General features: G+C 47.9%; 28 protein-coding genes. 16 read left to right on the plus strand and 12 right to left on the minus strand.

Annotation, left to right across the window (positions count from 1 at the left end; translation table 11 throughout):
• The first annotated feature begins 5 nt into the window (after positions 1–5).
• The gene (gene tsaA / locus L5462_RS08605; protein ID WP_237780372.1) at positions 6–410 is read left to right on the plus strand and encodes a tRNA (N6-threonylcarbamoyladenosine(37)-N6)-methyltransferase TrmO; all 405 of its coding nucleotides are present in this window, start codon (positions 6–8) and stop codon (positions 408–410) included.
• Positions 411–474: 64 nt separating this feature from the next.
• On the opposite strand, the gene L5462_RS08610 is transcribed toward tsaA, so the two are convergent.
• Positions 475–963 (minus strand): flavodoxin, encoded by a 489-nt coding sequence (locus L5462_RS08610; protein ID WP_237780373.1) that lies wholly within the window; start codon positions 961–963, stop codon positions 475–477.
• A gap of 476 nt (positions 964–1,439) precedes the next feature.
• Between L5462_RS08610 and L5462_RS08615 the strand changes: the two genes are divergently transcribed.
• On the plus strand, positions 1,440–2,126 hold the full coding sequence (locus tag L5462_RS08615) for a class I SAM-dependent methyltransferase (RefSeq protein ID WP_237780374.1): 687 nt from the start codon (positions 1,440–1,442) through the stop codon (positions 2,124–2,126).
• A 77-nt stretch (positions 2,127–2,203) separates the two neighbouring features.
• Here L5462_RS08615 and L5462_RS08620 read toward each other — a convergent pair whose 3' ends face one another.
• Genes L5462_RS08620 through L5462_RS08630 form a run of 3 tightly spaced genes read right to left on the minus strand, consistent with a single transcriptional unit; the run spans position 2,204 to position 6,482 of the window.
• Positions 2,204–4,789 (minus strand): ATP-dependent helicase, encoded by a 2,586-nt coding sequence (locus tag L5462_RS08620; RefSeq protein WP_237780375.1) that lies wholly within the window; start codon positions 4,787–4,789, stop codon positions 2,204–2,206.
• 5 nt (positions 4,790–4,794) lie between these two features.
• Complete coding sequence (locus L5462_RS08625; protein ID WP_237780376.1) at positions 4,795–5,541, minus strand: metallophosphoesterase; 747 nt, start codon at positions 5,539–5,541, stop codon at positions 4,795–4,797.
• Positions 5,538–6,482: a prenyltransferase gene (locus L5462_RS08630; RefSeq protein WP_237780377.1), complete on the minus strand. Its 945-nt coding sequence runs from the start codon at positions 6,480–6,482 to the stop codon at positions 5,538–5,540. The genes L5462_RS08625 and L5462_RS08630 overlap by 4 nt, the downstream gene beginning before the upstream one ends.
• 122 nt (positions 6,483–6,604) lie before the next feature.
• Here L5462_RS08630 and L5462_RS08635 point away from each other — a divergent pair, with 122 nt between their 5' ends.
• The 4 genes from L5462_RS08635 (at position 6,605) to L5462_RS08650 (ending at position 10,576) form a co-directional block, all read left to right on the plus strand.
• Positions 6,605–7,153 (plus strand): HEAT repeat domain-containing protein, encoded by a 549-nt coding sequence (locus tag L5462_RS08635; protein WP_237780378.1) that lies wholly within the window; start codon positions 6,605–6,607, stop codon positions 7,151–7,153.
• A gap of 133 nt (positions 7,154–7,286) precedes the next feature.
• Positions 7,287–8,762 carry an NAD(P)/FAD-dependent oxidoreductase gene (locus L5462_RS08640; RefSeq protein ID WP_237780379.1) on the plus strand — a complete coding sequence of 492 codons (1,476 nt, stop codon included), beginning with the start codon at positions 7,287–7,289 and terminating at the stop codon, positions 8,760–8,762.
• 51 nt (positions 8,763–8,813) lie between these two features.
• Entirely contained in the window at positions 8,814–9,671 is an 858-nt protein-coding gene (locus tag L5462_RS08645) for a phytoene/squalene synthase family protein (protein WP_237780380.1), read from the plus strand.
• An 11-nt stretch (positions 9,672–9,682) separates the two neighbouring features.
• Complete coding sequence (locus L5462_RS08650) at positions 9,683–10,576, plus strand: prenyltransferase (RefSeq protein WP_237780381.1); 894 nt, start codon at positions 9,683–9,685, stop codon at positions 10,574–10,576.
• Between the two features lie 48 nt (positions 10,577–10,624).
• On the opposite strand, the gene cruF is transcribed toward L5462_RS08650, so the two are convergent.
• Genes cruF through L5462_RS08665 form a run of 3 tightly spaced genes read right to left on the minus strand, consistent with a single transcriptional unit; the run spans position 10,625 to position 12,768 of the window.
• The gene (cruF, locus tag L5462_RS08655; RefSeq protein WP_237780382.1) at positions 10,625–11,359 is read right to left on the minus strand and encodes a bisanhydrobacterioruberin hydratase CruF; all 735 of its coding nucleotides are present in this window, start codon (positions 11,357–11,359) and stop codon (positions 10,625–10,627) included.
• Positions 11,352–12,179, minus strand: a complete 828-nt coding sequence (locus tag L5462_RS08660) for a carbon-nitrogen hydrolase family protein (protein ID WP_255772589.1) — start codon at positions 12,177–12,179, stop codon at positions 11,352–11,354. Before L5462_RS08660 ends, cruF begins: the two co-directional genes overlap by 8 nt.
• 37 nt (positions 12,180–12,216) lie before the next feature.
• A complete protein-coding gene (locus tag L5462_RS08665; RefSeq protein WP_237780384.1) occupies positions 12,217–12,768 on the minus strand; it encodes a manganese efflux pump MntP family protein in 552 nt (183 codons plus the stop codon).
• A 247-nt stretch (positions 12,769–13,015) separates the two neighbouring features.
• Here L5462_RS08665 and L5462_RS08670 point away from each other — a divergent pair, with 247 nt between their 5' ends.
• From L5462_RS08670 to L5462_RS08680, 3 genes are read left to right on the plus strand one after another with little or no spacing between them, the layout of a single operon-like run.
• Positions 13,016–13,933, plus strand: a complete 918-nt coding sequence (locus L5462_RS08670; protein ID WP_237780385.1) for a S1C family serine protease — start codon at positions 13,016–13,018, stop codon at positions 13,931–13,933.
• A gap of 53 nt (positions 13,934–13,986) precedes the next feature.
• Complete coding sequence (locus tag L5462_RS08675) at positions 13,987–14,844, plus strand: MoxR family ATPase (RefSeq protein ID WP_237780386.1); 858 nt, start codon at positions 13,987–13,989, stop codon at positions 14,842–14,844.
• 28 nt (positions 14,845–14,872) lie between these two features.
• Positions 14,873–15,982: a VWA domain-containing protein gene (locus tag L5462_RS08680; protein ID WP_237780387.1), complete on the plus strand. Its 1,110-nt coding sequence runs from the start codon at positions 14,873–14,875 to the stop codon at positions 15,980–15,982.
• A 107-nt stretch (positions 15,983–16,089) separates the two neighbouring features.
• Here the strand turns inward: L5462_RS08680 and L5462_RS08685 are convergent, their stop codons facing one another.
• The 3 genes from L5462_RS08685 to nucS all read right to left on the minus strand — a co-directional run bounded on the left by L5462_RS08685 (position 16,090) and on the right by nucS (position 17,359).
• Positions 16,090–16,248, minus strand: a complete 159-nt coding sequence (locus L5462_RS08685) for a hypothetical protein (RefSeq protein ID WP_237780388.1) — start codon at positions 16,246–16,248, stop codon at positions 16,090–16,092.
• Positions 16,227–16,370 carry a hypothetical protein gene (locus tag L5462_RS08690; RefSeq protein ID WP_237780389.1) on the minus strand — a complete coding sequence of 48 codons (144 nt, stop codon included), beginning with the start codon at positions 16,368–16,370 and terminating at the stop codon, positions 16,227–16,229. The genes L5462_RS08685 and L5462_RS08690 overlap by 22 nt, the downstream gene beginning before the upstream one ends.
• 236 nt (positions 16,371–16,606) lie before the next feature.
• On the minus strand, positions 16,607–17,359 hold the full coding sequence (nucS, locus tag L5462_RS08695; RefSeq protein WP_237780390.1) for an endonuclease NucS: 753 nt from the start codon (positions 17,357–17,359) through the stop codon (positions 16,607–16,609).
• A 143-nt stretch (positions 17,360–17,502) separates the two neighbouring features.
• Here nucS and L5462_RS08700 point away from each other — a divergent pair, with 143 nt between their 5' ends.
• Positions 17,503–18,897, plus strand: a complete 1,395-nt coding sequence (locus L5462_RS08700) for a M48 family metallopeptidase (RefSeq protein WP_237780391.1) — start codon at positions 17,503–17,505, stop codon at positions 18,895–18,897.
• Positions 18,898–18,943: 46 nt separating this feature from the next.
• Here the strand turns inward: L5462_RS08700 and L5462_RS08705 are convergent, their stop codons facing one another.
• Entirely contained in the window at positions 18,944–19,270 is a 327-nt protein-coding gene (locus L5462_RS08705; RefSeq protein WP_237780392.1) for a hypothetical protein, read from the minus strand.
• Positions 19,271–19,378: 108 nt separating this feature from the next.
• On the opposite strand from L5462_RS08705, the gene L5462_RS08710 reads away from it, so the two are divergent.
• From L5462_RS08710 to L5462_RS08730, 5 genes are read left to right on the plus strand one after another with little or no spacing between them, the layout of a single operon-like run.
• Positions 19,379–19,609 carry a ferredoxin gene (locus L5462_RS08710; protein WP_237780393.1) on the plus strand — a complete coding sequence of 77 codons (231 nt, stop codon included), beginning with the start codon at positions 19,379–19,381 and terminating at the stop codon, positions 19,607–19,609.
• A gap of 30 nt (positions 19,610–19,639) precedes the next feature.
• Positions 19,640–20,602 carry an alpha/beta fold hydrolase gene (locus tag L5462_RS08715; RefSeq protein WP_237780394.1) on the plus strand — a complete coding sequence of 321 codons (963 nt, stop codon included), beginning with the start codon at positions 19,640–19,642 and terminating at the stop codon, positions 20,600–20,602.
• A gap of 22 nt (positions 20,603–20,624) precedes the next feature.
• Positions 20,625–20,897, plus strand: coding sequence for a DUF5750 family protein (locus L5462_RS08720; RefSeq protein WP_237780448.1), 273 nt, complete (start codon positions 20,625–20,627; stop codon positions 20,895–20,897).
• A gap of 49 nt (positions 20,898–20,946) precedes the next feature.
• Positions 20,947–21,237, plus strand: coding sequence for a hypothetical protein (locus tag L5462_RS08725; protein ID WP_237780395.1), 291 nt, complete (start codon positions 20,947–20,949; stop codon positions 21,235–21,237).
• The gene (locus L5462_RS08730; RefSeq protein WP_237780396.1) at positions 21,227–21,667 is read left to right on the plus strand and encodes an HIT family protein; all 441 of its coding nucleotides are present in this window, start codon (positions 21,227–21,229) and stop codon (positions 21,665–21,667) included. Before L5462_RS08725 ends, L5462_RS08730 begins: the two co-directional genes overlap by 11 nt.
• Before the next feature lie 124 nt (positions 21,668–21,791).
• Here the strand turns inward: L5462_RS08730 and L5462_RS08735 are convergent, their stop codons facing one another.
• Complete coding sequence (locus L5462_RS08735; RefSeq protein WP_237780397.1) at positions 21,792–22,199, minus strand: ferritin-like domain-containing protein; 408 nt, start codon at positions 22,197–22,199, stop codon at positions 21,792–21,794.
• Between the two features lie 106 nt (positions 22,200–22,305).
• Between L5462_RS08735 and L5462_RS08740 the strand changes: the two genes are divergently transcribed.
• Positions 22,306–23,406: a DUF362 domain-containing protein gene (locus tag L5462_RS08740; protein ID WP_237780398.1), complete on the plus strand. Its 1,101-nt coding sequence runs from the start codon at positions 22,306–22,308 to the stop codon at positions 23,404–23,406.
• Positions 23,407–23,417 lie beyond the last annotated feature (11 nt).

The following is a 23,417-nucleotide window of genomic DNA, read 5'->3' on the forward strand; positions in this document are numbered from 1 at the left end:
TATCTGTGGAGATAAGACTAAGGCCTGTTGGATTTGTGAGATCCCCATTCATGAGGAGGGGGGAGGCACCTCACCAGGGGAGACTCTCAATGGAGGAGAGCGAGATCCACATCTTCCCGGAGTACCGTGACGCTGTGGATGGAATTGAACTTTTCAGGTACCTCTTTGTTCTCTACTGGCAGCACCTGGCTGAGAGGGATGTTCTTAAGGTTGTTCCGCGGGGTAAAAAGAAGAAGAGGGGTGTTTTTTCAACAAGGGCCCCTGCAAGACCCAACCCGATAGGGTTGTGTCTGGTGGAGCTGCTGGAGTCAGGTGATTTCCTCAGGGTGAGGGGCCTTGATGCACTGGATGGCTCACCTGTTATTGATATAAAACCCTATTATGAGGATATAGATTCGCCTGGGAACTGAAAGGCCAGAAAGCTTTTTCTCTGCAAGCTGGAAAGTATTGAAGAAGGATGTCTGGGCATCTTGGCTATTCCTCAGTTCTGAATGCTGCTTCAACATCCCTTACAAAGGGTTCTATCTTGCAGTCACAGACATTCTCCTTTATTTCCCTCTCGGTTATGGCAACTGTCTGGAGGGGCTCCTTCCCGATGATATCACTCATACGCCTGAATGTTCCCTCTGCACCGCTTCCACCATATGTACAGAAGAAGGCAGCATTTTTTATCTTTGATGCATTCTCCCGGAGGTAGGTGCCCATGGGCACTGAGGGATTACCTGCCCAGACCGGTGTACCCACTATCACAAGGTCATAGTCTGATGGGTCCCTTTCATAGGGTTCAAGTACAGTGTCCCTGCCCCTTGCAGCCTGATAACCTGATTTTAAAAACCCTATGAGACCCGTCCGCTTCTGGGTGTCCCTTATCTCCTCGATGTCACATTTGAGTTCCCTGGCGATCTGAGATGCAACCTCCCTGGTACGCCCGGTTCTTGAATAATATACCACAAGTGCCTTCATGGTTACTGGTATGTGAATGGGCGCATAAATAGTGTTCCCTCTCTTTAATGAGGTTAAGTAAGCTTAATGATCTATTCATGAACAGCTTGGAGGAACTTAAAAATCAGAAATCTGTAGTAAGAATCATGCACCTGAAGTATGGGGGGTAGCTTCCAGAGATTTAAAGGGGGGTTGTTAGGAGTGAAAAAACGGGGAGGTGCTTTTTCGTTTTTTATCTCTGGAAGCTGATTTTTTTGGTGCTTTCAACAGAACAAAATATCCCGGAAGTTGAAAGCAATAATTTAGGGGGTGATGTGTGTATGAGACACACAAACCTATATGTTAGAATTCTAGTATATAAAGATTTCGGTCGTGTTGGGTGGGTTGCAAGCTAAGGTGTCACATACAAAGTAGTGATGGAGGTCCACACACAGGTCCTCTTTACGTGGGTGCATGCTAAAGTATCACATACAACACACTTATAGACAGGTGACATTATGCCAGTTATAGAGGGGCCCCTCTTCACCGCCCGCACATGCCAGGAATACATGAAGATGTTTGATCTCAGAATAAATGAACTTAGGGGACTGCGAATACTTGACTGTCCCGCTGGTGCCAGCTCATTCACACCACTCATGGCGGAGCAGGGCCTTGATGTGAGGGCCTGTGACATCATGTACGGTGAGGAGGCAGATACTCTTGGAAATATGTGCAGGGAGCACCTCATGGCCCTCACAGATGCCCTTAAGAGAATCAGAAATCATTTCGTGTGGAGGTTCTACTCTTCACCTGAGGAGATGCTCGAAAAACGTCTGGATGCCTGCAGGTGTTTTGAGGAAAGCTACAGAGAGCACCCTGAACTTTACGTGAGGGGGGACCTCAGGGATTTACCATTTGATGATGATGAATTTGATCTCCTTCTCTCATCCCATCTCCTCTTCATATATGACCACAGGCTTGACAGGGAATTTCATGAAATGGCCATTTCCGAGATGATACGCGTCAGCTCAGAGGTGAGGATATATCCAATCGTCAAGGAGAACGGAAAACTCTCAGAGTATGCAGAGAGCATACTGGAACACAGAAGAGATGAATTTGAAGCATTCGCAGTTACAGTGGACTATGAGTTCAGGAGGGGAGGTAACATGATGCTTGTTCTGAAAAAAAGGTGTGCTGATGATTAATAAGGTCGATTTTAAGGTAATATGATGCTTCGCCCCAAATCTGAGAATCACCTTCTGATCTTCCTCATAACTTAAAGTCACCTGATCTCATCCAGTATAGCCTGATGCATCCTCCTGATGAATTCTATCCGGTCCTCATACTTGAGCACATCCAGGTAACCCTGGGCAACCAGGTTAAAGGCAAATGGTGAGGGTATCCTCGTGTCAATCTGCTGTATCTCCATCTCACCATCACGGATCCATTCAAGGACCCTGATGGCATTCTCGATGTCCATGTAGTCCTCCATAACCTCCCTGCGGGCCTCCTCGAGTATGGGGAACCTGTCATCCAGTTCACTCACAAATTTAAGGAGTATCTTACCCCGTACCTGCTGCCTGCCAACAGATTTCTCCTCCCCCCTGTACCTGCGGAGTATCATGAGGGCACGGCCAGCGCAGTGTCTGAACCTGCTTGCAAGGGTTTCTGTCCGGTCAAGGGCCTTCTTAAGTATTTCCCTGAGGTTATCAGGTTCAAGTTCCATGAATGACTCGAGCCCACCCATCTTTCCCTCTGAACTCAGATAGAATCCATTATCGGAGACAGATATCATAACGTCCCGCCGGTAACGCTGTGCAATGACATAGGCAACAGCCCTTGATAGGGCGTCGTTAACCCTCCTTCCAAAGAGGCTGTGGAAGACGATGAATTTTCTGCCCCCAAATCCAGTGTAGTACTCAACAAGCATCCTCCTGATGCTGGGTATTGCCGCGTAGAGGTACTGTTCACGGAAATACTCATAGATTGAACCTGCGGCCCTCTCATCCACGTGGAGGTAGCCCATTATGAACTCCATTATCTCTGTCCTTGAACGCCCGTACTGGAACTTACCATCCATAATGTCCCTGAAGCGCTGTATGTCAACTGCAAGGTCAAATGAGAGGGGTAGCTGCTCTGAGAACCATGAGGGAATGTTGGGGGGCCCTGAGGCGGGGCTGACATTGACGGTCATACCCCTTGCATAGTTGAATCTGTAGATCTTCCCGCCAAGAACGAAGGTATCCCCCTTTCTGAGTTTCTCCATGAAGTCCTCCTCTATCCTCCCCACAACCTTCCCGTTGCACTTAACAACCGCCGCGCTCCTATCGGGTATGGTCCCTATGTTGGTGGAGTAGAGTATCCTTGCAAGTTTACCCCTCCTCCCGAACATGTTCTTGTCGTGGTCAACCCAGATCTTGGCATAGACGTACCTCTCCTCGAGCTCGGCATACTCCCCTGCAAGGTAGCTGAGTACAGAGAGGTAATCATCCCTCCTGAGGTCCCTGTAGCAGTAACTGTTCCTTATAACCTCCAGGGCATGGTCAATGTCCCATGGGTTCTCAATGGCCATCCCGTATATGTGCTGGGCCAGGACATCCAGGCAGTTCTCGGGTATCCTTATGGAATCTATTTTGCCCTCAACGGCGTTCTTGAGTATGAGTGAACACTCAACAAGGTCATCCCTGTCCACGACAACTATCCGTCCTTTCGATTTCTCATGAAGCTGATGCCCGCTTCTCCCTATCCGCTGAAGGGCCCTTGAAACAGATTTGGGTGAACTCAGAAGAACCACGAGGTCAATGTACCCGATGTCTATCCCGAGTTCAAGGGACGTTGACGATACAACCGCCTTCAGCTCACCCCTCTTGAGTTTCTCCTCTGTTTCAAGCCTTATCTCCCTTGAAAGTGATGAGTGGTGTGCCATGATGTTTTCATCGGTGTAGCTCTCAGGAAAGCGACTTTTCAGGTTGTAAACCACACTCTCGGTCCCGCTCCGCGTGTTGGTGAAGATGAGGGTTGTCCGGTGTTCCATTATCAGGTCATGGAGGATGTCGTAGAGAGCATTACCAATTTCCTCAGGGTCAGCGGCCACGATATCATCAACCGGGCAGATGAGTTCAATGTCAAGTTCCTTCAGGTAGCTGACGTCCACTATGATGCAGTCCCTCTCCTCACCGTAGCTGTAACCCACCAGGAATCCTGCAACACGCTCAAGTGGATGCACCGTTGCAGATAAACCAATCCTTGTGAAGTCACCGACAAGGTGCTGCAGTCTCTCAAGGCTCAGTGAAAGGTGAACACCCCTCTTATTATCTGCAAGGGAGTGTATTTCATCCACGATAACATAGCGCACAGTTGAAAGCTTTTCACGGAACTTCGGGGCCACCAGGAGTATTGAGAGCGTCTCAGGTGTTGTTATAAGGATGTGCGGGGGATTCTTGAGCATCCTGGAGCGCTCATAGCTGCTGGTGTCACCGGTCCGCACAGCCTTCCTTATCTCAAGGTCCCTGCCCTCCTCCTCTGCAATCTCCCTTATACCCTGGAGGGGTTCCTCAAGGTTCCTTTCTATGTCATTATCAAGGGCCTTAAGGGGTGAAATGTATATGCAGTAGACGCTGTCCTCCAGTTCACCCCTATCTGCAAGTGTGGTGAGTTCACTGATTATTGAAAGAAATGCGGTGAGTGTCTTTCCTGAACCTGTTGGTGACGATACAAGGACGTTCCTCCCCATGTGTATATCCATTATCGCATACTTCTGGGCCTCTGTGAAATCATCAAAGGTCCTCCTGAACCATTCGCTGACCCATGGGTGGAGGACCGAGTGTATCCTTCTGCTTGAGTATTTCCTCTTCTGCCTGACTATCATGGGCCTCACCACCCATCACTGAATCCCGTGGATGAGGTGAACTCCATGAGGGCACCCACCGTCCCGAAATCGAAAACCTCAAAGTCCTCAACACCATAGACATGGAATTCCTCAATCTCAGCCTCCCTGAGGAAGGGGGATAGTACAGCCTCATGGAGGATGTCAGAGCCCTCGGTTATGAAATTGAAGGATGGCATGACAACGAGGTTCATATCCCTGAAGGGCCCCAGGAGGAAGCATTTGATCTTTTCAACTCTTTCACCGCTTCTGAGACCCACACAGGGGTGTTCATGACCTATGATGATATTTTCAGCGTCAAGTCCTTCTGGTATCACATGGCCATGTGTCAGGAGGAAATCATCCACCTTCATGGTTTCATGGATTGCAATACCTGAGATACTGGACATGTGGGGTATGATTGGGTCATGATTACCCTTGATCAGTGTTATCTCCCTGAAGTTTTCCTGGAGGTAGTCCATCATCCTAATGATTTCGCGGTTCTCCTGACGGCTCACCCTACCGAATTCATGCTTGAGGTCACCATTTATGATGATGCCTGAGGCACCTGATGCGTCCCTTATGGATTCTATCCGCTCAACTATCCTTCTGAACTGGAATCCCGGGACCATCACTCCCTCACTGGTGAGGTACTGTTCGTACCCCAGGTGGAGGTCGGCTACTATCATTGAATCCTCAATGAGAAGTGACAGGTCACATATTTCCAGTCCATCCATCAGTTTAACCGTGTTCATTGCATCACCAGAACACTGATGAGGTAGAGGAGGTCAAGGGCCCCGAAGGCTATGAGTGAGTTCATCACAACCTCAGATCCCTTCACATTAACTTCATCTGAGCCATGGAGGTAATAATAGATGCAGGGAACTGTGACTGTAAGTGAAAGTAGAGCTATTATGGGAAAACTGATCCTGGGATCAAAATGTGGGGAGAATTCGAGAAGTCCCAGTGCAACCGTTGCAGCAGTCGCACTTAAGGCCATAACTGCCCTGGATGCAGGCACACCCCTCCTGACAGGAAACGTCATCTTGCCCCCCAGCAGGTCCTCCCTGAGGTCAGGTATCTCAACGTTTATGATGAAAACAAGCTGCAGAAGCATTATTGGGATGGAGAAGAGGATTAGAGGGGTATCAATCACGCCCCTGATTACAGAGTAACCCATTGCAGGGAATATGAAACCTGTAAGGGCTGTTGCAACCTCACCCAGCCCCCTGTATGAGAGTCTGGCTGGTGGGGCACTGTAAAACCATCCAAGCAGATTACCGGCAACTGCAAGTAGAAGAACTGCAGGATTACGGTAGATGAAAGTGTAGATAACGGCAAGTGCCAGGGATACTGATATGAGAAGGACAGCGAACTTCCAGGCAAATCCTCTGAGTTCCGGGTGTCTCTGGAGAACCCCGCTTCCCCCGGTATATGCTGTCGCAGCATCAGGGTTGTCCAGTTCAAAGTCATAGTAGTCATTGCTGTAGGATACAGAAAGATGGGCCGGCATCACGATCGCATATCCCATGATGAACTGGTCAGGGGGAAGGTAACCCCTCCCTATACCTGCAAGAACGGCCCCTGTGGCATAGAGGATCAGGCCAGCCCCGAGAAATGGAAGTCTACCCAGTTTGATAACCTCAGACAGTAAATACCACCGGGACTTTTTTTTCTTGACATCCAGTTTATGCATCCACATCCTCCTACCAGTCAGGAATTGGGTCCATTAACATTTATATCGTCTGTGGAATAAAAGATTATCAGCACTGATTTATCATTGCAGAATCAATCAGGTGAATTTATCAGGTGATTCTCATGGCTGATAGGACCTTGAAGGATAATATTGGCCTCATGGATTCAGAGGAAAAGATGAAGGCCGTGGATGAACTTGAACCATCAGAGGAATCCGTTGAAATACTTTTAAGACTTCTGGAGGATGAAAGTCATCCTGTCAGATTTAAAGCTGCAGAGAAACTTGCAGAATTCGGGAAAGTATCTCTTGAGGGGCTCATTGAAATAATGGACACTGCAGAGGGGGATGTCAGGAGATACGCCACATTCGCCCTCAAGAAGATAGGGGATCCCTGCGTTGTGGATCACTTCATTGAGGCACTTGGGGATGAGGACTGGGGAGTGAGGAAATTCGCTGCAAGGTCCCTTGGGGAACTGGGGGATAAGAGGGCCGTGGAACCACTCATAGGGGCACTTGAGGATGAGGACTGGGGAGTTAAACTGGCAGCTGTAAGGTCACTTGGCGACCTAAGGGATCCAAGGGCCATAGAGCCAATCAAGAAGGCCAGAAGAAAGGGGGATAAGGACTTCAAGAAGGCTGCCAATAAGTCACTCAAAAAGATCCAGTCCTAGCCTTGGGTTTTCGTTGGGTGAAGTGTTCATCAATCACTTAATTCAGTAATATTGTTTATTACAGTCCTCATGAAACTTTTATATTTTTTGAGTGTCATTATATATCTATATATAATTTTTAGCCGGTGGTTTCATGAGGATAGTGATCGTGGGGGCTGGATTTGGAGGTCTATCTGCAGCAGCGCTTCTTGCAGGGGATGGGATGGATGTAACTGTTATTGAGAAAAATGAGGGTCCAGGTGGTCGTGCAAGCGTCTACAGTGAGGGGGGGTTCACATTTGATATGGGCCCATCATGGTACCTCATGCCGGACATATTTGAGAACTTCTTTGCAGAGTTCAAAAGGAAACCTGAGGATTTCTACTCCCTGAAACAACTTGACCCTGCATACAGGGTATTCTTTGATGATGATAAGGTTGTAAGTGTCTCACCAGATATTGAAAGGAACTATGAACTCTTTGACAGCTTCGAGGAAAACGGGGGCGAGAAGCTCAGGGAGTACCTCCATTCAGCAGGCGAACTTTATGATTCCGTTGTAAAGGAGATGCTCTACAGGGACTACCGTTCAATCCTTGACTTCCTGAATGGGAAGCTCCTGCTCCAGGGGATAAGACTCAACATACTTGAATCCCTTGAGCACTTTGTTAACAAACGCTTTGAGAGTGATGAGGCAAGAAAGATACTTCAGTACTCCATAGGATTCCTTGGAAGCGCACCGCAGGATACACCATCCATGTACCATATCATGTCCCACATTGACATGACACTGGGGGTTTTCTACCCTGAGGGGGGTATAAGGAGGGTTGCAGAGTCCATATATGAACTTGCACTTGAGAACGGGGCCGAATTCCGTTTCAATGAGGAGGCTAAGAGGATAGAGGTTACAGATAATATGGCCAAATCTGTTGTGACCGACAGGAACATCCACGATGCCGATGCAGTGCTTGTGAATGCAGATTACCCCCACAGTGAACTTGAACTCCTTGATGCCGACCACAGGACCTATGATGAGAATTACTGGAATTCAAGGGTACTGGCACCATCAGCCTTTGTGGCCTACGTGGGTGTTGACCGCACCATAGACGCCCTTGACCACCATAACCTCTTCCTTGAGAGGGACTGGGCAGACAAATTCCAGCAGGTCTTTGACCCTGAGAAGGCCTCATGGCCTGATAGGCCATCATACTATGTGAATGTTCCCTCAAGGACGGATACAACAGCTGCTCCTGAGGGATCAGACACCCTCTTCATACTGGTTCCACTGGCACCGGGTATGGAGGATAACCAGGAGCTGAGGGAGGGCCTCTACAGCAGGGTCATGGATGACCTTGAGGGGAAGACCGGTATGAAGATAAGGGACCATGTGGTGGTGAAGCGTATATTCGCCATAAATGACTTCAGGGAACGCTACAATGCATACAGGGGGACAGCACTTGGCCTATCCCATACTCTCAGGCAGACCGCCCTCTGGAGACCGGCACATAAAAGTAAGAAGGTTAAAAACCTTTACTACACTGGACAGTACACCCATCCAGGTATAGGGGTGCCAATGACACTAATATCCTCCCAGATTGTCTGCAAAGAGATACTGGAAGAAATGGGCGAATAGTCCAGAATTCCATGAAAGGCAACTTTAAAAGGTTACATGGGTGATAGGCTCTTGATTGATGAAAAAATCTATTCAATATTCAAAAGGGGAAGCAAAACATACTTCTACAGCACCCTCTTCTTCCCACCAAAGGTGAGGAGGGACGTTTTCATACTCTACAGTTTCCTGAGAAAGGCAGATGACTATGTTGACAGAATACCCCAGGATACCGAGGGGTTCTACGACTTTGTTGAACGCTACCGGGCGGCATCATCAGGCGAAAAAACAGGGGATGTGGTTGTTGATTCATTCGCTGAACTTTCAGCCAGAAAATCTTTCAATAAAGAGTGGACAGAGGCCTTTCTAAGATCAATGGAGATGGATATAACTGTCTCATCCTACAGGACAATGGCTGACCTTGAGGAGTACCTCCTGGGTTCATCTGAGGTTGTGGGCCTATTCATGGCATCCATCATGGGCCTTGACACAGATTCATACCCACATGCCCGCTACCTCGGGAGGGCCATGCAGTACGTCAACTTCATAAGGGACATAGCAGAGGACATTGAACTCGGGAGGCTCTACTTTCCGCTGACTGAACTTGAAAGATTTGATCTGGAGTCACTGGATTTAAGTGAAATAAGGGGAAGGGAGGATGATTTCAGATCCTTCCTCAGGGCTCAGATTGATATTTACAGGGACTGGCAGAGGAGGGCAGAGGAGGGTTACAGGTACATCCCCTACCGCTACCTGGTACCCATAAAGACCGCCGCCGACATGTACCTCTGGACGTCCAGGATAATCGAAAGGGACCCCCTCATAGTCTACCGGAGGAAGGTGAAGCCATCAAGGGGCAGGGTGGTCTCAGGGGCCCTCCTGAACATGCTGAGGCTCATCAGGCCCAGGGCACCCATTAATCAGGGTATTTAGGGGACCTTCAAATGCCTCAGATGACCTCCAGATCCCTTTTTAATTCAATCAGGGATTATACGGGCTTTCTGGTTGGCATATCCAGATTCAGGTTCTGGATATACACCGGGGGGACGTATGTAATTGGATACACCCTTGCAGCGGAGGGTTTCACAGATTTTCTTGCACCGGCCTATTACATCTACCTCCTATACTTCTTTTTCCCGGCGAATGTGTTCATCTACGGCGTCAATGACTACTGGGATGAGGATACAGACAGATTCAACCCCAAAAAGGGCTCAAGGGAGCACATGTTGATGCAGAGTGAGAGGAGGAAACTCAGAAATTCACTGCTTGCAGTTACAGGTATCAGCGCCGCCCTCATGTTTTCACAGAAACCACAGGATACCATTCTTTTCCTCGGATTTTTATTTTTATCCTATTTCTACAGTGCACCCCCACTCAGATTCAAGGAGAGACCCTTCCTGGATTTTTCATCCAATTACCTCTACATCATGCCCGGTGTATTTGCCTACAGCCTTGCATCAGGAAGCCTCCCTGAACCCATAATCCTCCTTGCAGGCTACTGCCACATCGCTGCCATGCACATATTCTCTGCCGTACCTGACACAGAGTACGACAGGAGGGCAGGAATCAACACAACACCAGTATTCATGGGTGAAAGGGCGGCACTTGCACTTTCAGCAGCCTTCTGGCTGATATTATCCTTCATCACAATCTATCTTACAGATCTACATCCCCTCAGCTTCCTGGTATTTGCGTATCCTGCATTTCCCATTTCGGTACTTCTTTTCGAAAGAATAAGGATAGAGAGGGTTTACTGGTACCTGCCCTACGTCAACACAGCCCTTGGGGGTCTGCTATTCCTTGCGCTCATAAACCACAAGATTTTTCACTGGATTTGATCTTGAAGGTTTTTTGCTGTAGTTTTCTGGATTTAACTATTCAGGATCCTACCACAGGTTTGCCCCTGTTTTAATGAGTATGAGTGCCAGGAGGATTAAACCGGTTATGAAGGGAATCTCAAGTCCAAGGAAGAGGCAGGCCGCTGTCCAGAAGCACATTATCAGGTAGAGGCTGGAGATGGTCCCTGCTTTCATTTCCTTAATAGAATCACCCAGAACCACAAGCAGAATGAGGGATGCTATGAAACCTGAGAGCACCCATCCGGCAAAGTTCTGGAGGGGCACACCATAGAATATTCCTGGATTACTCCAGATCCAGAAGTTGAGGGTCACGGCTGCAGGGTCAATCACCACATCTGTGAGAACCACAAGGAGAGTTGAGAGGCCCAGAAATTTCAGTCTCCCACCAGCAGATTCCTTTGCAAGATAGGCCGACCCAAGGAAGAGGGGCAGCCATGCGAATGGGACCGTGAAGGGTGTGTGTCCAAGGATCTTCAGTCCAATGAGTTCACTGTAGTGGAACTCCGAGTAAGGGAAACCTGTTACTATGGCCACTGTTTCTATCAGAATTGCATAGGCCCCCAGAACAAGTATCAGAATAACACCACGACCCCTGAGGTCCCTTATCACTGAAATAAATGATGGGAGGGCCATGGATATGATGAAAACAGCAGATACAGCAGAATAACCCCCTATATCCACGTTGGCTACAAAATATGATGAGAATGCAAGGATGATACCCACGAGGAGTATGATGATGGATTTCCCAGAGGGTCTATTCATGATCATCCCCCTCCATCCACCTGTAAACATCTGGTCTCCGATTCCTTAGAAGTGGAAGCTCCCCTCTCACTTTCTCCACCATTTCCATATCCAGGTCGACTGTTAGAACACGTTCTGAGCTGCCTGCATCAACCATAACAGAACCCCATGGGTCGGCGACAAGTGAGTGGCCGTATGCAACATAGGATGCCCCGGGATTTCTTGCAGGGGATACTGCAACACAGTAGCACTGATTGTCAAGGGCCCTCGATCGCACAAGGAGCCTCCAGTGGGCTGGTCCGGTTGTCATGTTGAATGCACCGGGAAATATGAGAACCTCCGCACCCCCCAGGGCCATCATCCTTGAGAGTTCAGGAAAGCGCATGTCATAGCATATACCAACCCCGATCACAGCAGCACCCGTTTCAGTAACGGTCACAGAGCTACCTGCAATGAGACTGTCGGATTCCCTGAAGGTTATCCCGCCCTCCACGTCTATATCAAAGAGGTGAACCTTCCTGTGCCTCGCCACGACTTCACCACCATCATCAATGATGAAGGAGGTGTTGTATATCCCCTCGGGGGTCCGCTCGGGAATTGAACCTGCAACCAGATGGACACCCAGCTCCGCTGCAAGGGATTTCATTGTGGTTATGGTCTTTCCATTCTCATCCTCTGCATATTCAGGGAAGAGTTCAGAGTCGTAGGGGCATGTGAACATCTCAGGAAGAACCACAAGTTCAGCACCCCTTCTGCACGCTTCCCTTATCATCTCAGAGGCCTTTTTGATGTTTTCTTCCTTTCTCTCATTTACCTGCATCTGACAGATTCCAACCCTCAGACCGGGCACCCCCCAATAATATCAGTGAGCATGGTCCTCAGAGGACGTTATTCTCCAGGAGTATCCTTAAACCAATGAGGATGAGGATGACACCACCCAGCGCCTCTATACGGTTTTCAAATATGTGACCTATCTTCTCTCCAAGGTAGCTCCCCCCAAGGGAGAGGAAGAATGTGATGATTCCTATGATTATTATGGGCAGCCATATGGATATGTTAAGGAGTGCAAAGCTGACACCCACAGCAAAGGCGTCTATGCTGGTTGCAACCGAGAGCAGAAGGAGTTCACGGTAACTGAATTTGAATTCCTCCTCCTCAAGCATGGTGCTCTCGTATATCATTTTCAGCCCGATGAGAAGGAGGAGTGTAAATGCAACCCAGGGCGCAAAGGTTGATACGATGCTCTGGATCTCAATACCGGATATCCATCCTAGGATGGGCATGAACGCCTGGAATGCACCGAATGAGAATGCAGTTATGAGGGCGTAGTTGATTCCTGATTCATGGCTCACAAGGCCCCGGCTCACTGATATGCTGAATGTGTCCATCCCGAGGCCAATTCCAATGAAAACCATCGATAGAAGATCCATGGGTATCACCATTGAGTAACCATATAATTCTCTCATAAGTTACTTATAAAATCATCTGCAGATGCAAAAAGTTTATATACTACCATTTTAATAACTTAAGTTAACTAAATTTCTTGGGTTCTGAAAAACACCTAAAAAGATTTTAATATGGGTTTAAAAAATTTCAGGAAATCTAAAAATGTTTAAAGCCAAAAATAAAAGCATAAATCATGAATTTGAGGAAAATGAGTTAGAAGAATCAGAAATAATGGATGCATATTCAAGAGCCGTCATGGATGCATCCGCGGCGGTTAGCCCCTCGGTTGTCAGGGTAACAACACAGTCAAAATCAGGAAGTGGAGCAGCAGGCGGAGGCTCAGGGGTCATCTATACAGAGAACGGCCATATAATAACCAACAGCCACGTCATCCACGGGGCAGAGAGGATAGACGTGAACCTCCACACAGGGGAGCACCACACAGCAGAGGTTGTGGGTGATGACCCACACACTGACATTGCAGTCATAAAAATTGAACCTGAAACAGAACTCCAGGTCCCTGAATTTGCAGACTCCAGCAGGGTGAGGGTTGGTCAGCTCGCCCTTGCAATAGGCAACCCCTTTGGCTTCCAGTTCACTGTCACAGCAGGGGTGGTGAGTGCCACAGGGAGATCCCTCAGGACAATGACAGGCAGACTCGTTGATGGGGTCATACAGACAGACGCGGCACTCAACCCTGGAAACTCTGGCGGCCCACTGGTGGACTTCCGCGGAAGGGTACTTGGAATAAACACAGCACTCATAAGGCCGGCCCAGGGGCTCTGCTTTGCCATACCATCAAATACAGTCCGGGAGGTTGCAGATAAACTCATAAAGGACGGTAAAATAAGGAGGGCCCACCTGGGGGTTTCATGCCAGAACATACTCATCAGGGATGAACTACGGGAAAAACTCGGCTTAAACTCAGAGAGGGGTGTGATGATAGCATCACTCCAGGATGGTCCGGCAGGGGACGCTGGAATGATGAGGGGCGATGTGATAGTGGCAATCGATGATGAGCCTGTTGAGACAGTTGACGACATCCACAGGATACTCAGTGAGGAAAAAATCGACGTGGAATGTCATGTGGATATAATAAGGGGATCAGATGCCTGCAGGATCAATGTAAAGCCCTCAGAGCTCCACTGAGTGTCCACCAAAATTTTTATGGGTGCACAGAACCATAGGTTATCCGTGGTATGATGAAACCATCAGAAAAACTGGATGAGATTGACTCATCACTGAGGGGTGTGGGCTACGTACCAGGCAGGGAGATCCTGATAACACTCTTTCTGGCACTGGAACTTGGAAAGCCCATCCTTGTGGAGGGTCCCCCAGGCACAGGAAAGACAATGCTGGCCAGAAAGGCAGCCGAGGCCCTTGGAAGGGAATTCTTCAGGATACAGTGCTACGAGGGCATAACATTTGAACAGATAGTTGGGGAATGGAACTACCAGAAGCAGCTTCTGAGCCTTGAAAGGTCCAGGATCAGCGGATCCCAAGAGGACGTCTTCAGCGAGGAGTACTTCATAAAGAGACCCCTTCTATCAGCATTCATCAATGAGAAACCATCAGTTCTCCTCATAGATGAAATAGATAAGGCCGACGAGGAGGTTGAGAGTTTCTTGCTTCAGGCACTTGGAGAAAAACAGATAACAGTCAATGACCTTGGAACCTTTGACCTCAGAAATGATATAATGGTCTTCCTCACATCCAACTCCCAGCGAAACCTCCTGGATGAGACAAGGGACAGGTGCCTCTATATCCACATCGACTACCCTGACCCTGAACGTGAAATGGAGATTGTGAGGACGCACGTCCCCTCAGCACCCGCTGCTCTGGTTCAGGAGACCGTCATGTTCATAAACAGGATAAGGGAACTGGGCGTTATAAAGAAACCCTCAATAAGGGCAACGGTGGACTGGCTCCGGACCCTCATGGCCCTTGGAAAGGAACACATTGACAGGGAAACAGCTGAGGAGACCCTGGGTGTCGTTATAAAAAACAGGGCAGACGAGGGCAAGGTCCGGGGACTTGTGGAATCCCTTGATGAGAGTTAACCGCCAGTGACACTGGAGCACATGGTTTATGGAGAAGATCATCCTTCTTTCAAACATTTTAAGGAATAAGGGAATTCCCGTCAGTATAAGGAGCACCAAAGACGCATTTTCAGCCTATAAAATATTCAAAAACAGACCTGAGCTCAGGGATGCACTCTTTTCAGTTTATGTTAAGGACATGAGGCACTTCAAAGCTTTTATGGACGCATATAATGAAGTTTTTGGGTTTCTGGATGAAGAAAGTGATGAATCATCCGGTTCAGGGAAGGGTGAGAGAATTAGGTCTTCAGAGGAACAGACCCCCGGTGAGGTCACAGAGGGCATAAATATTGAGGAATTGGCTGAAATTCAACCTGAAATCTTGGACGTGTTTGACCCCGGAACCGATGAGACCCAGGTCCTTGACAGGGATATGTCCACCCTTAACTCATTCGACCCGGAGATATTTGAGCTCTGCCGCAGACTGGGAATGAAGATTGCCAATAGAAGATCCAGGAGGCTCCGCCGTTCAAAGAAGATGCGACCCGATATAAGGCGGAGCATAAGGAAGAACATGAAGCATGGTGGCACAATAATTGAGCTCATGAGGTCAGAGCCCAGGGAAAGAAAGAGCCAGCACATATTCCTCAGTGATGTGAGCGGGTCCTGCGACTGGATAAGCAACTGGTTCTTCTGCATAGTCTACGCGGCCCAGAAGACGTTCTACAGGTCACGGTTCTTTGACTTCGACAGCAGGGTCATTGAAACGACCCACCTCCTTGATGAGGATGACCTCTATGATGCCTTCAGGAACCTCAGGGAGTCCAGGATAAGGAACCTCATGCTCCATGGGACATCAAACATGTACACTGCCTTCAGCGACTTTCTTGAAAATGTTAATTTCACTGGAAAATCATGTATAGTGATCCTGTCAGACTGCAGGGACTGGGCAGGTCCAAGAAAGGATGGGGTCCCTGAAAGCGCTGAACTGGTGGCTGAAATGTCTGAGAGGGCAAGGAAGGTCCTCATACTGAACCCCGAACCAAAAAAGAAGTGGGACGTTGTTGACAGCTGTGTTTCAATTTACAGGGATGCCGGTGCAGCTGTGAGGGAGGTCAGGACCTTAAGGCAGCTTGCAGAGGTTATAGAAGGCCTTTGATGGGCATAACTGTTTTTAAGAGGATATAAAAATACTCTTAAACCTTTATCCTTTCACCTGTTTCAAGACAACGGTGACCCGCTGTTTACGTATCAACTGCCCAGTTTTTAAAATGCGCCAGTTGCTCTGTTAACTGCATCCACAAGTTCCTGGAGATTTTCACCGCCACTTTCAAAGGGGAAAAAGCCAGCAGGAGCCAAAGAATTCATGGTATAATTTAAAGTCCGGGATTTTCCTTCATCTTTTATTTCGAGTTTTTTATCCATTTTATGGGATATTTTTCGTATTTGAATTTCATTCCAGACCTGAAAAAGAGTTCAAGGAATTTGCCATCGAATGTTATCAGTACTGGACAATCTTCGCTCATCATTCCTTCCACTTCGATCATTTCAACCCCCCTGGAGTCATGGTATTAATATGGAATTCAGAGTATTTAATATTGCTGGACCTTTGAGAATGCGGTATTCACATCCAGTTTAAAAGCAGACTTTAATGGACATGATTGGTGTATTATTGCTTGCATTAGTTTGTATTTAAGCAATATGGGTATTTTAAGTAGGATGATGAAAGATGGAACTTTAATAACCTGATGAGTTCATGATGTTTTAATGTATGCAGAAATTCTCAGAGGAAGTTGTCCAGTGTAACACCCCTGTTTGATTTAAGTTCCCTGGGGGGCTCGATCTCCCTGAACTCCAGTCCCTCATCCTCCAGCATCTCCAGGGCATCAGGGGTTATTGATGGGGCCACAAGAATGCCCCTCACACCCACCCGGTCATCACTGAATTCCTCCACATATCTCCTGAGCTGCTTAACAGCGCTCACCCCGGCCCTTCTGCTTTTAAGTTCAATTATCATGAGTGAACCATTCTCGTCCTTACCCAGAATGTCAATGAAACCTGTGCTGGTGGCATATTCCCTGGCAACGGGTCTGAAGCCAGGCTCGATGAGGTGGGGGTGCATTATTATCATGTCCCCCATGTCGCTTTCATGACCCGATACAGTGAGCTCATGCATATCCCTTGGAAGGTAGAAGGAGATGAGGTGTGTCTCATGGAGCTCAACCTCAAGGCGCTCCTCAGGGGACCTCCTGATACTTTCAAGAAAGAGGCTTCCACCCTTCATGTAGACCCTGCACCTTGATCTGGGGGGCTGCCAGTTAACAGGGTCCACCTTTCTGTCCTGGTGGACCATGAATGTTCCATCCGGTTTTATGACTATGAGCCTCTCACCGGCACCAAGACTGCTCCTGGCACGCCCCTCATAGGATGCACTGCAACAGGCAAGTATCACTATCAGCGCCCTTTTCTTTATACCCTCCTCTAGCAGCCGGTACGCCTCACTTCTGGATGGATTTTCAGATACCCTGCATTTCATGTTTATCAGCAGCCCAATTTTTCACAATTCTAACCTTCCAGAGGTGTAAATTTCTGTTCATTGGATGTAAGATTTAATATCAATGCTGACGTTATATATACTCTGCGAGGCAGTGTCACAAGAGAAATGAAAGTTGGTTGTACATGATAAAGGAATTTGTTATAGGAACCGAGCTTGCACCGGCATATTACGGGGATCTCCTTGAATTCATCCGGCGCTACTACCTCATGCCCGGTGACTTCACCGAAATAAGAAGGGACGGCCTGAGGCTTGTTTTCAGGGCATGGATGGATGAGGGGATAATATACGGTGAGATAATCGCCGGCGAAAACCTCAAACTGATCCTTGAATACCCTGCGGAACTCGGGGAATGGGCAGAGGCCATATATGAGGATATATTCACATCCATACAGGCATTTGAGGATCTGATGAGGCAGCACACAGTATACTTCGCCTGGGTGGAGGGAGAGGACATAATCCCTGAAAGGCCCCCGACAGGGAGGGGAATGGCATCAAAGGGCATATTCGGAAGCAGCATGCTCCTTGTCTACGTCCTCTTCTTTGGTGTCAACATAATCCTGTTCATCATCCTGGGATTCTATGCAGTTATAGCGATCCTCCTCATGCAGCTCGGCATAATACTCCTCTCAGACCGCATATACGCCAGGATGGGTGAATGGGTTATAACCCCTGAAAACCCCAGCGTCCACATAATCCAGTTCCAGCTCCCTGAAGACGAATTCAAATTCTTCATAGATAAGATGGGTAATGAAGCGATCCTGAAAATCAAACGTGAAATTTACAGGCTTTCCCTTGCAGAGAAGAGGCCCCCCACATGTGAGGATGCAAGGGGGGTCCTTGAAAGGTACGGATTCAGGTGCAATCCACTCTATGAGAGGTCAAGGACCGTTAACCTTTACTCCATAATTGAGGACGCTGCCGGGGCATTCGGGATACCGGTACCAAGGATTGTTCTCTCAAACACCATGATAGCAAACGCCGCTGCAACAGGTCCAAGCCCCCGAAGAGGGCTGGTGCTTGTAACAACTGGCCTCCTGGTCCAGTTAACCGACGAGGAGGTGCTTGCGGTTATAGGGCATGAAATGGGGCACCTTGTCGGGCGGGACCCCATAATACTCTTCAGCATAGTGTCTGCCGAGTTCGTAATGAGACTCACGGTATTACTGCCGGTTGTGCTGGTCTCCCCCCTCCTCTACATAATCATTGCGATGGGCATAATATTCTTCGTGGCCAAGTTCTTTGAGGCAAGGGCGGACCTACTCTCTGCAATGGTTATAGGAAAACCGGAGGTCCTTGCGAGGGCCCTCAGAAAAATAGGTTACCAGAAACTCGCACTTGAGAAGTCTGGCTCCCAGAGGATATCAGGGTGGACAGCCTGGGACCCACACCCACCCATATACTTCAGGATAAAGCGGCTTGAAAATCTGAGGGATTATGAGAACGTGAAAAGTCCCCTCATCAGATCAGCGGTTGATGTGGTACGGGGATTCAGGGACTCTCTAAGGCAGTTCTTTTAGGATGTGGATGGGTTCAGGGATTCTTTAAGGCAGTTCCAAACATACGTCATTCAAACCTTGAGAGGATGTCTGCAACGTCATCAAGTTTTATCGCCTCGGGGCCCAGAATACCATACCTCATGCATATGGATTCAACGGGTTCACGGTTTACAATGTAATCAAAGAGGTCCCTGTACTCATCTTCACTGTAATCATGGTCCTCACCTGTGACATCCGCAAGTTCAATTATGGCATCCCTTAAGAGGTCATCTATCCCCCTTTTACTGGCCAGGTCGTCAAGGAAATCATTTTTTTTAAGGTCATGGCCGAAGAATTTTTTAAATGACCTCCTCTGCTGAATGCCCTTGTAGATGATTATGAGTTTATCCAGCATTTCACGCGCGTCACTCTTTCTTGGAATCTGAAACCCTCCAGTTGATCACTAACTATTTTTATCAATTCCACCATACAATAAAACAGTTCTGATTCTCAGGGTGACAACATGTACAGGCTTGAACTCGATAGGACCATGTGCATATCATGTGGAAACTGTATTGAAAGCTGCCCGGAACTCTTTGAATTTGCGGATGATGGTATTTCATCCCTGTTGGGGGTTGAAGTATCTGACCTTCAGGTTAAGGAATTTGATGACCCATCATGCAGCGAAAAGGCGGCATCCAACTGCCCTGTCATGTGCATAAAACTTTACAGGGATGGTGAAGAGATCACATAATTTCTTGATTGAGATTTAAGGAGCAGTAAAATGGAGGAAGGCCGACCATCATACTTTCATCTTGGTGAATTCAGATTTGAATCAGGAGAAAAACTCAGGAACGTGAAGGTTGAATACAAAACAATCGGAGAACCCTCCCGAAATGATGAGGGTGAGATAGATAATGCTGTCGTCTATATACATGGGTGGAGTGGGGACTTTTCTTCAGTTAAAAGGATTGATGACCTCACAGCACCCGGAGGCGCCCTTGAAGGGTTCTTTATAATATCAATGAGCTCCCTGGGCTCCCCGGGTTCGGCTTCACCATCCACAACATCACTTGGAGATGAATTTCCCCCCTACACCATACTTGACATGGTGAACTTCCAGAGACAGTTTCTCAATGAGAGATTTGGCATAACAAAGGTCAGGGGCGTCATAGGGACGTCAATGGGCGGATTTCAGGCGCTTCAGTGGGCTGCAGAGTACCCTGATGAGATGGAGTTCCTCATGCCCCTTGTAACCTCCTGGAGAACAAGGGGAGTTAACTATGCACTCTTCAGTTACATGAACCACCTCATTGAGTCAGATCCTGACTTTGCCGGGGGCAGAAAACCCAGAAGGGCACTGTCACTCTCATCCATGCTCATGTACCTCTATGGACTCTCAAGGGAATACTACAACGGCCTTGAAAACAGTGAACTGGAGTCGGCAATGGTGGATATGGGGTCAGAGGGAAAACTCATGGACCCATATGATGTTCTGTGGAGGAACAGGGCCGCCATGAACCATGACCTTGAGGGTAAGCTCGGCAGGATAAGGGCAAGGACCCTCATATTCGGGGTGAACCAGGACCAGTACTTCCCACCGGAACTTGACACGATCCCAATGTCTGAACTCATACCTGGTTCTGAGGTGATTCTATTTGATTCTGAATGCGGACATCTTGGAGTGAATGAGATAGGTAAATATGGTGAACTCATAGCTTCATTCATTAAAGGTGACAGTGAATAATAAGGAAGGTGTTTATTTGCAGGTGAAGGTTGAGGATTTTGGCTTCAGTGAGGATAAATGCATGAACTATGTACTCTACAGGGTGTCAGACATCGATGATGATGTCAGAAAGAAACTCATGGAGAGACTTGAAGAGGACACAGAGGAGGATAACGGAGACCTTCTGATAACAGTTTTCTATGCACCGGAGTATTTCCCCTTTGGCTCAGAGGAGGCAAAGGTGCGTATGGACGACTTCATTGCAAGGGAGGAAATTGAGATGACCGTATTCCTCTCCAGTGTCCTCGAGGACTGAAGTCATCCAGATAATCCTGAGCTGCTGGTTCAGGTGGAGATAGGGGGAGATGCATTCGGAACCTTCTGTGGAAGTTAAAAAAACCGAAAAATCCGGTGATAAATGGAGGGTGGTCCTGGAACTACGTATTCCAGGATGTGAACTATTAGAGATTCTGGATGAACTTGAAAAAAGATTCAGAGACTACTCATTTCGTGCAGATGGGAGGAACATAACCGTTGAGGCATCATTCAGGATCCTCGAACCATGGGAGGATGAACCGGTGGAGGATGTGGCTGAGTCCATGGCACTGGAACTTCTCTCTTTTATAACCGCTGGGGGACCTCGGGGTGAAATTTGATGGCTACGAGTTTGGTGAATACCTCTATGAGAGAAAGAGGTGGGCTGTGTTCCTTGCACCAAACCAGAGCAACCTTGGAACGTGTGTAGTAGCCCTCAAAAGGAGGGAGGAGTTTCTCGGAAACCTAAAAAAGGATGAATGGGATGAAATGCTTCTTATAATATCTGAACTTGAAAATGCAGTGAGAAATGCATTTGGGGCCGCCATGTTCAACTGGGGCGTCCTTCTTAACTCCTTCTACCGTGAAAACACCCCTCCACCACAACTGCACTGGCACTTCATACCCCGCTACAGAAGTGAGGTAATAGTAAATGGAGAGGTCTTTGATGATCCTTTCTTTGGTTACATGAGGCCGAGACCCCCAAGGAATATCTCAGGGGAAACTTTCCAGGAAATACGGAATAAAATGCTGGCCTGGATAAAAAGGTAGAATCATTGTGGGAATGGATACAGATCCCTTGGGTAGGGAAGATGGATCATGACCTGAATGCTTTGGATAAATGTTTAAGATTAAAGAAATTTATTTTTTGATCTGCGGGCAGTAAGCATACCGACTATCGAAGACGCTCCAGCCGCTCCCTGAACTCCTTACGGTGCCTCTTTTCCTCATCCACTATGTGCCTTAAAACCCCTGTAACCTCATCATCATCAATTATCTCTATCTGCCTCTCGTACTCCTCAATACCCTCTGTTTCCTTCTGAATCTGCCTTTCAATGGCCTCTATTATATCTTCACCAAGGTAATCCACTTCGCCGATCTCCATGGAGGGTCTGCCGCCTCTTTTTGTTATGAGGTCTGCAAGCCACCACATGTGTCTCATCTCATCTGCTGCGATGCCCTCTGTGAGTCTGCTTAGGTCACAGTCCTCTATAACAAATGCGTTGTAGGTGTACATCATGGTCGCCTCAAGCTCATGACGGAAGTCAATATTCAGGAGTTCTATTATCCTTTCAGTATCCATAAAAATTCACCTCAACGTAATATCTGTCCATCTGGATATATAAGTGGTTCTCACCGTTAGAAAAAGCCCATATACCCTCTGAAATAAATAGAGTAATGGTGATTGGATGCCAGCGGAGGTTTATTTTTCAGATTTCAGGGCAAGGTCCAGGAACGAGAACAGAGGCATGAAGATACAGAGGATATTTGATGCGGCCTTTGGCGAACCCTTCTCTGGGGATGACATAGTGGCTGTTAAGGTGCACTTTGGTGAGCGGGGCAACGACTCATATGTGAGCCCTGTTCTGGTGCGCCACGTAATTGAAAGGATAAGGGAGAGCGGGGCATCGCCTTTCCTCACAGATACCAACACCCTCTACTATGGTTCAAGGCATAATTCGGTTGATCACATTGAAACAGCCATACTCAATGGTTTTGACTATTCTGTTGCCGGCGCACCGCTTATAATTGCAGATGGAATTCATGGAAACAATGAGGTAACGGTGCCTGTGAAGGGAAGGCACTTCAGTGAGGTTAAAATAGCAGGGGACATTGCCGAGGCGTCAGCAATGGTTGTCATATCACACTTCAAGGGTCACGGGATGAGCGGCTTTGGAGGGGCCCTCAAAAACCTTGCGATGGGATGCGCCACCATCCAGGGAAAGATTGAACAGCACGAATGCGCAAAACCCATGGTGATGGGTGAATGCACTGAATGCGGGGAGTGCATATCTGAATGTCCTCTGGATGCCATGACCCTCCATGATGGCGTCATGATAGAATACGATAGGTGCATTGCCTGCATGAACTGCCTTGACACCTGCCCCCAGGGTGTATTTGACCTTGACTGGGAGAGGGACATACCTGAGTTCATTGAACGGATGATGGAATACGCCCTAGGGGTAACTTCTACCATTGACAGGATATTCTACCTGAACTTCCTCATGGATATAACACCTGACTGTGACTGTGTACCCTGGAGTGACAGGAAAATAGTTCCTGACATAGGGGTTCTGGCATCAGAGGATCCTGTTGCAGTAGATGCTGCCAGTTACCACCTTGTGAACCAGCAGGAGGGAATCAGGGATTCAATGCTTGAGAAAAATCTGGGGAGTGGTGAGGATAAATTCAGGGGAGTATGGGGTAACGTTGATGGAACACATCAGCTTACATATGCAGAGGAACTGGGTATAGGCGTGTGTGATTACAGTCTGATTGAGATACAATAATGAAATGCACT

This window comes from Methanothermobacter sp. K4 (genome assembly GCF_022014235.1).
GTDB lineage: Archaea > Methanobacteriota > Methanobacteria > Methanobacteriales > Methanothermobacteraceae > Methanothermobacter.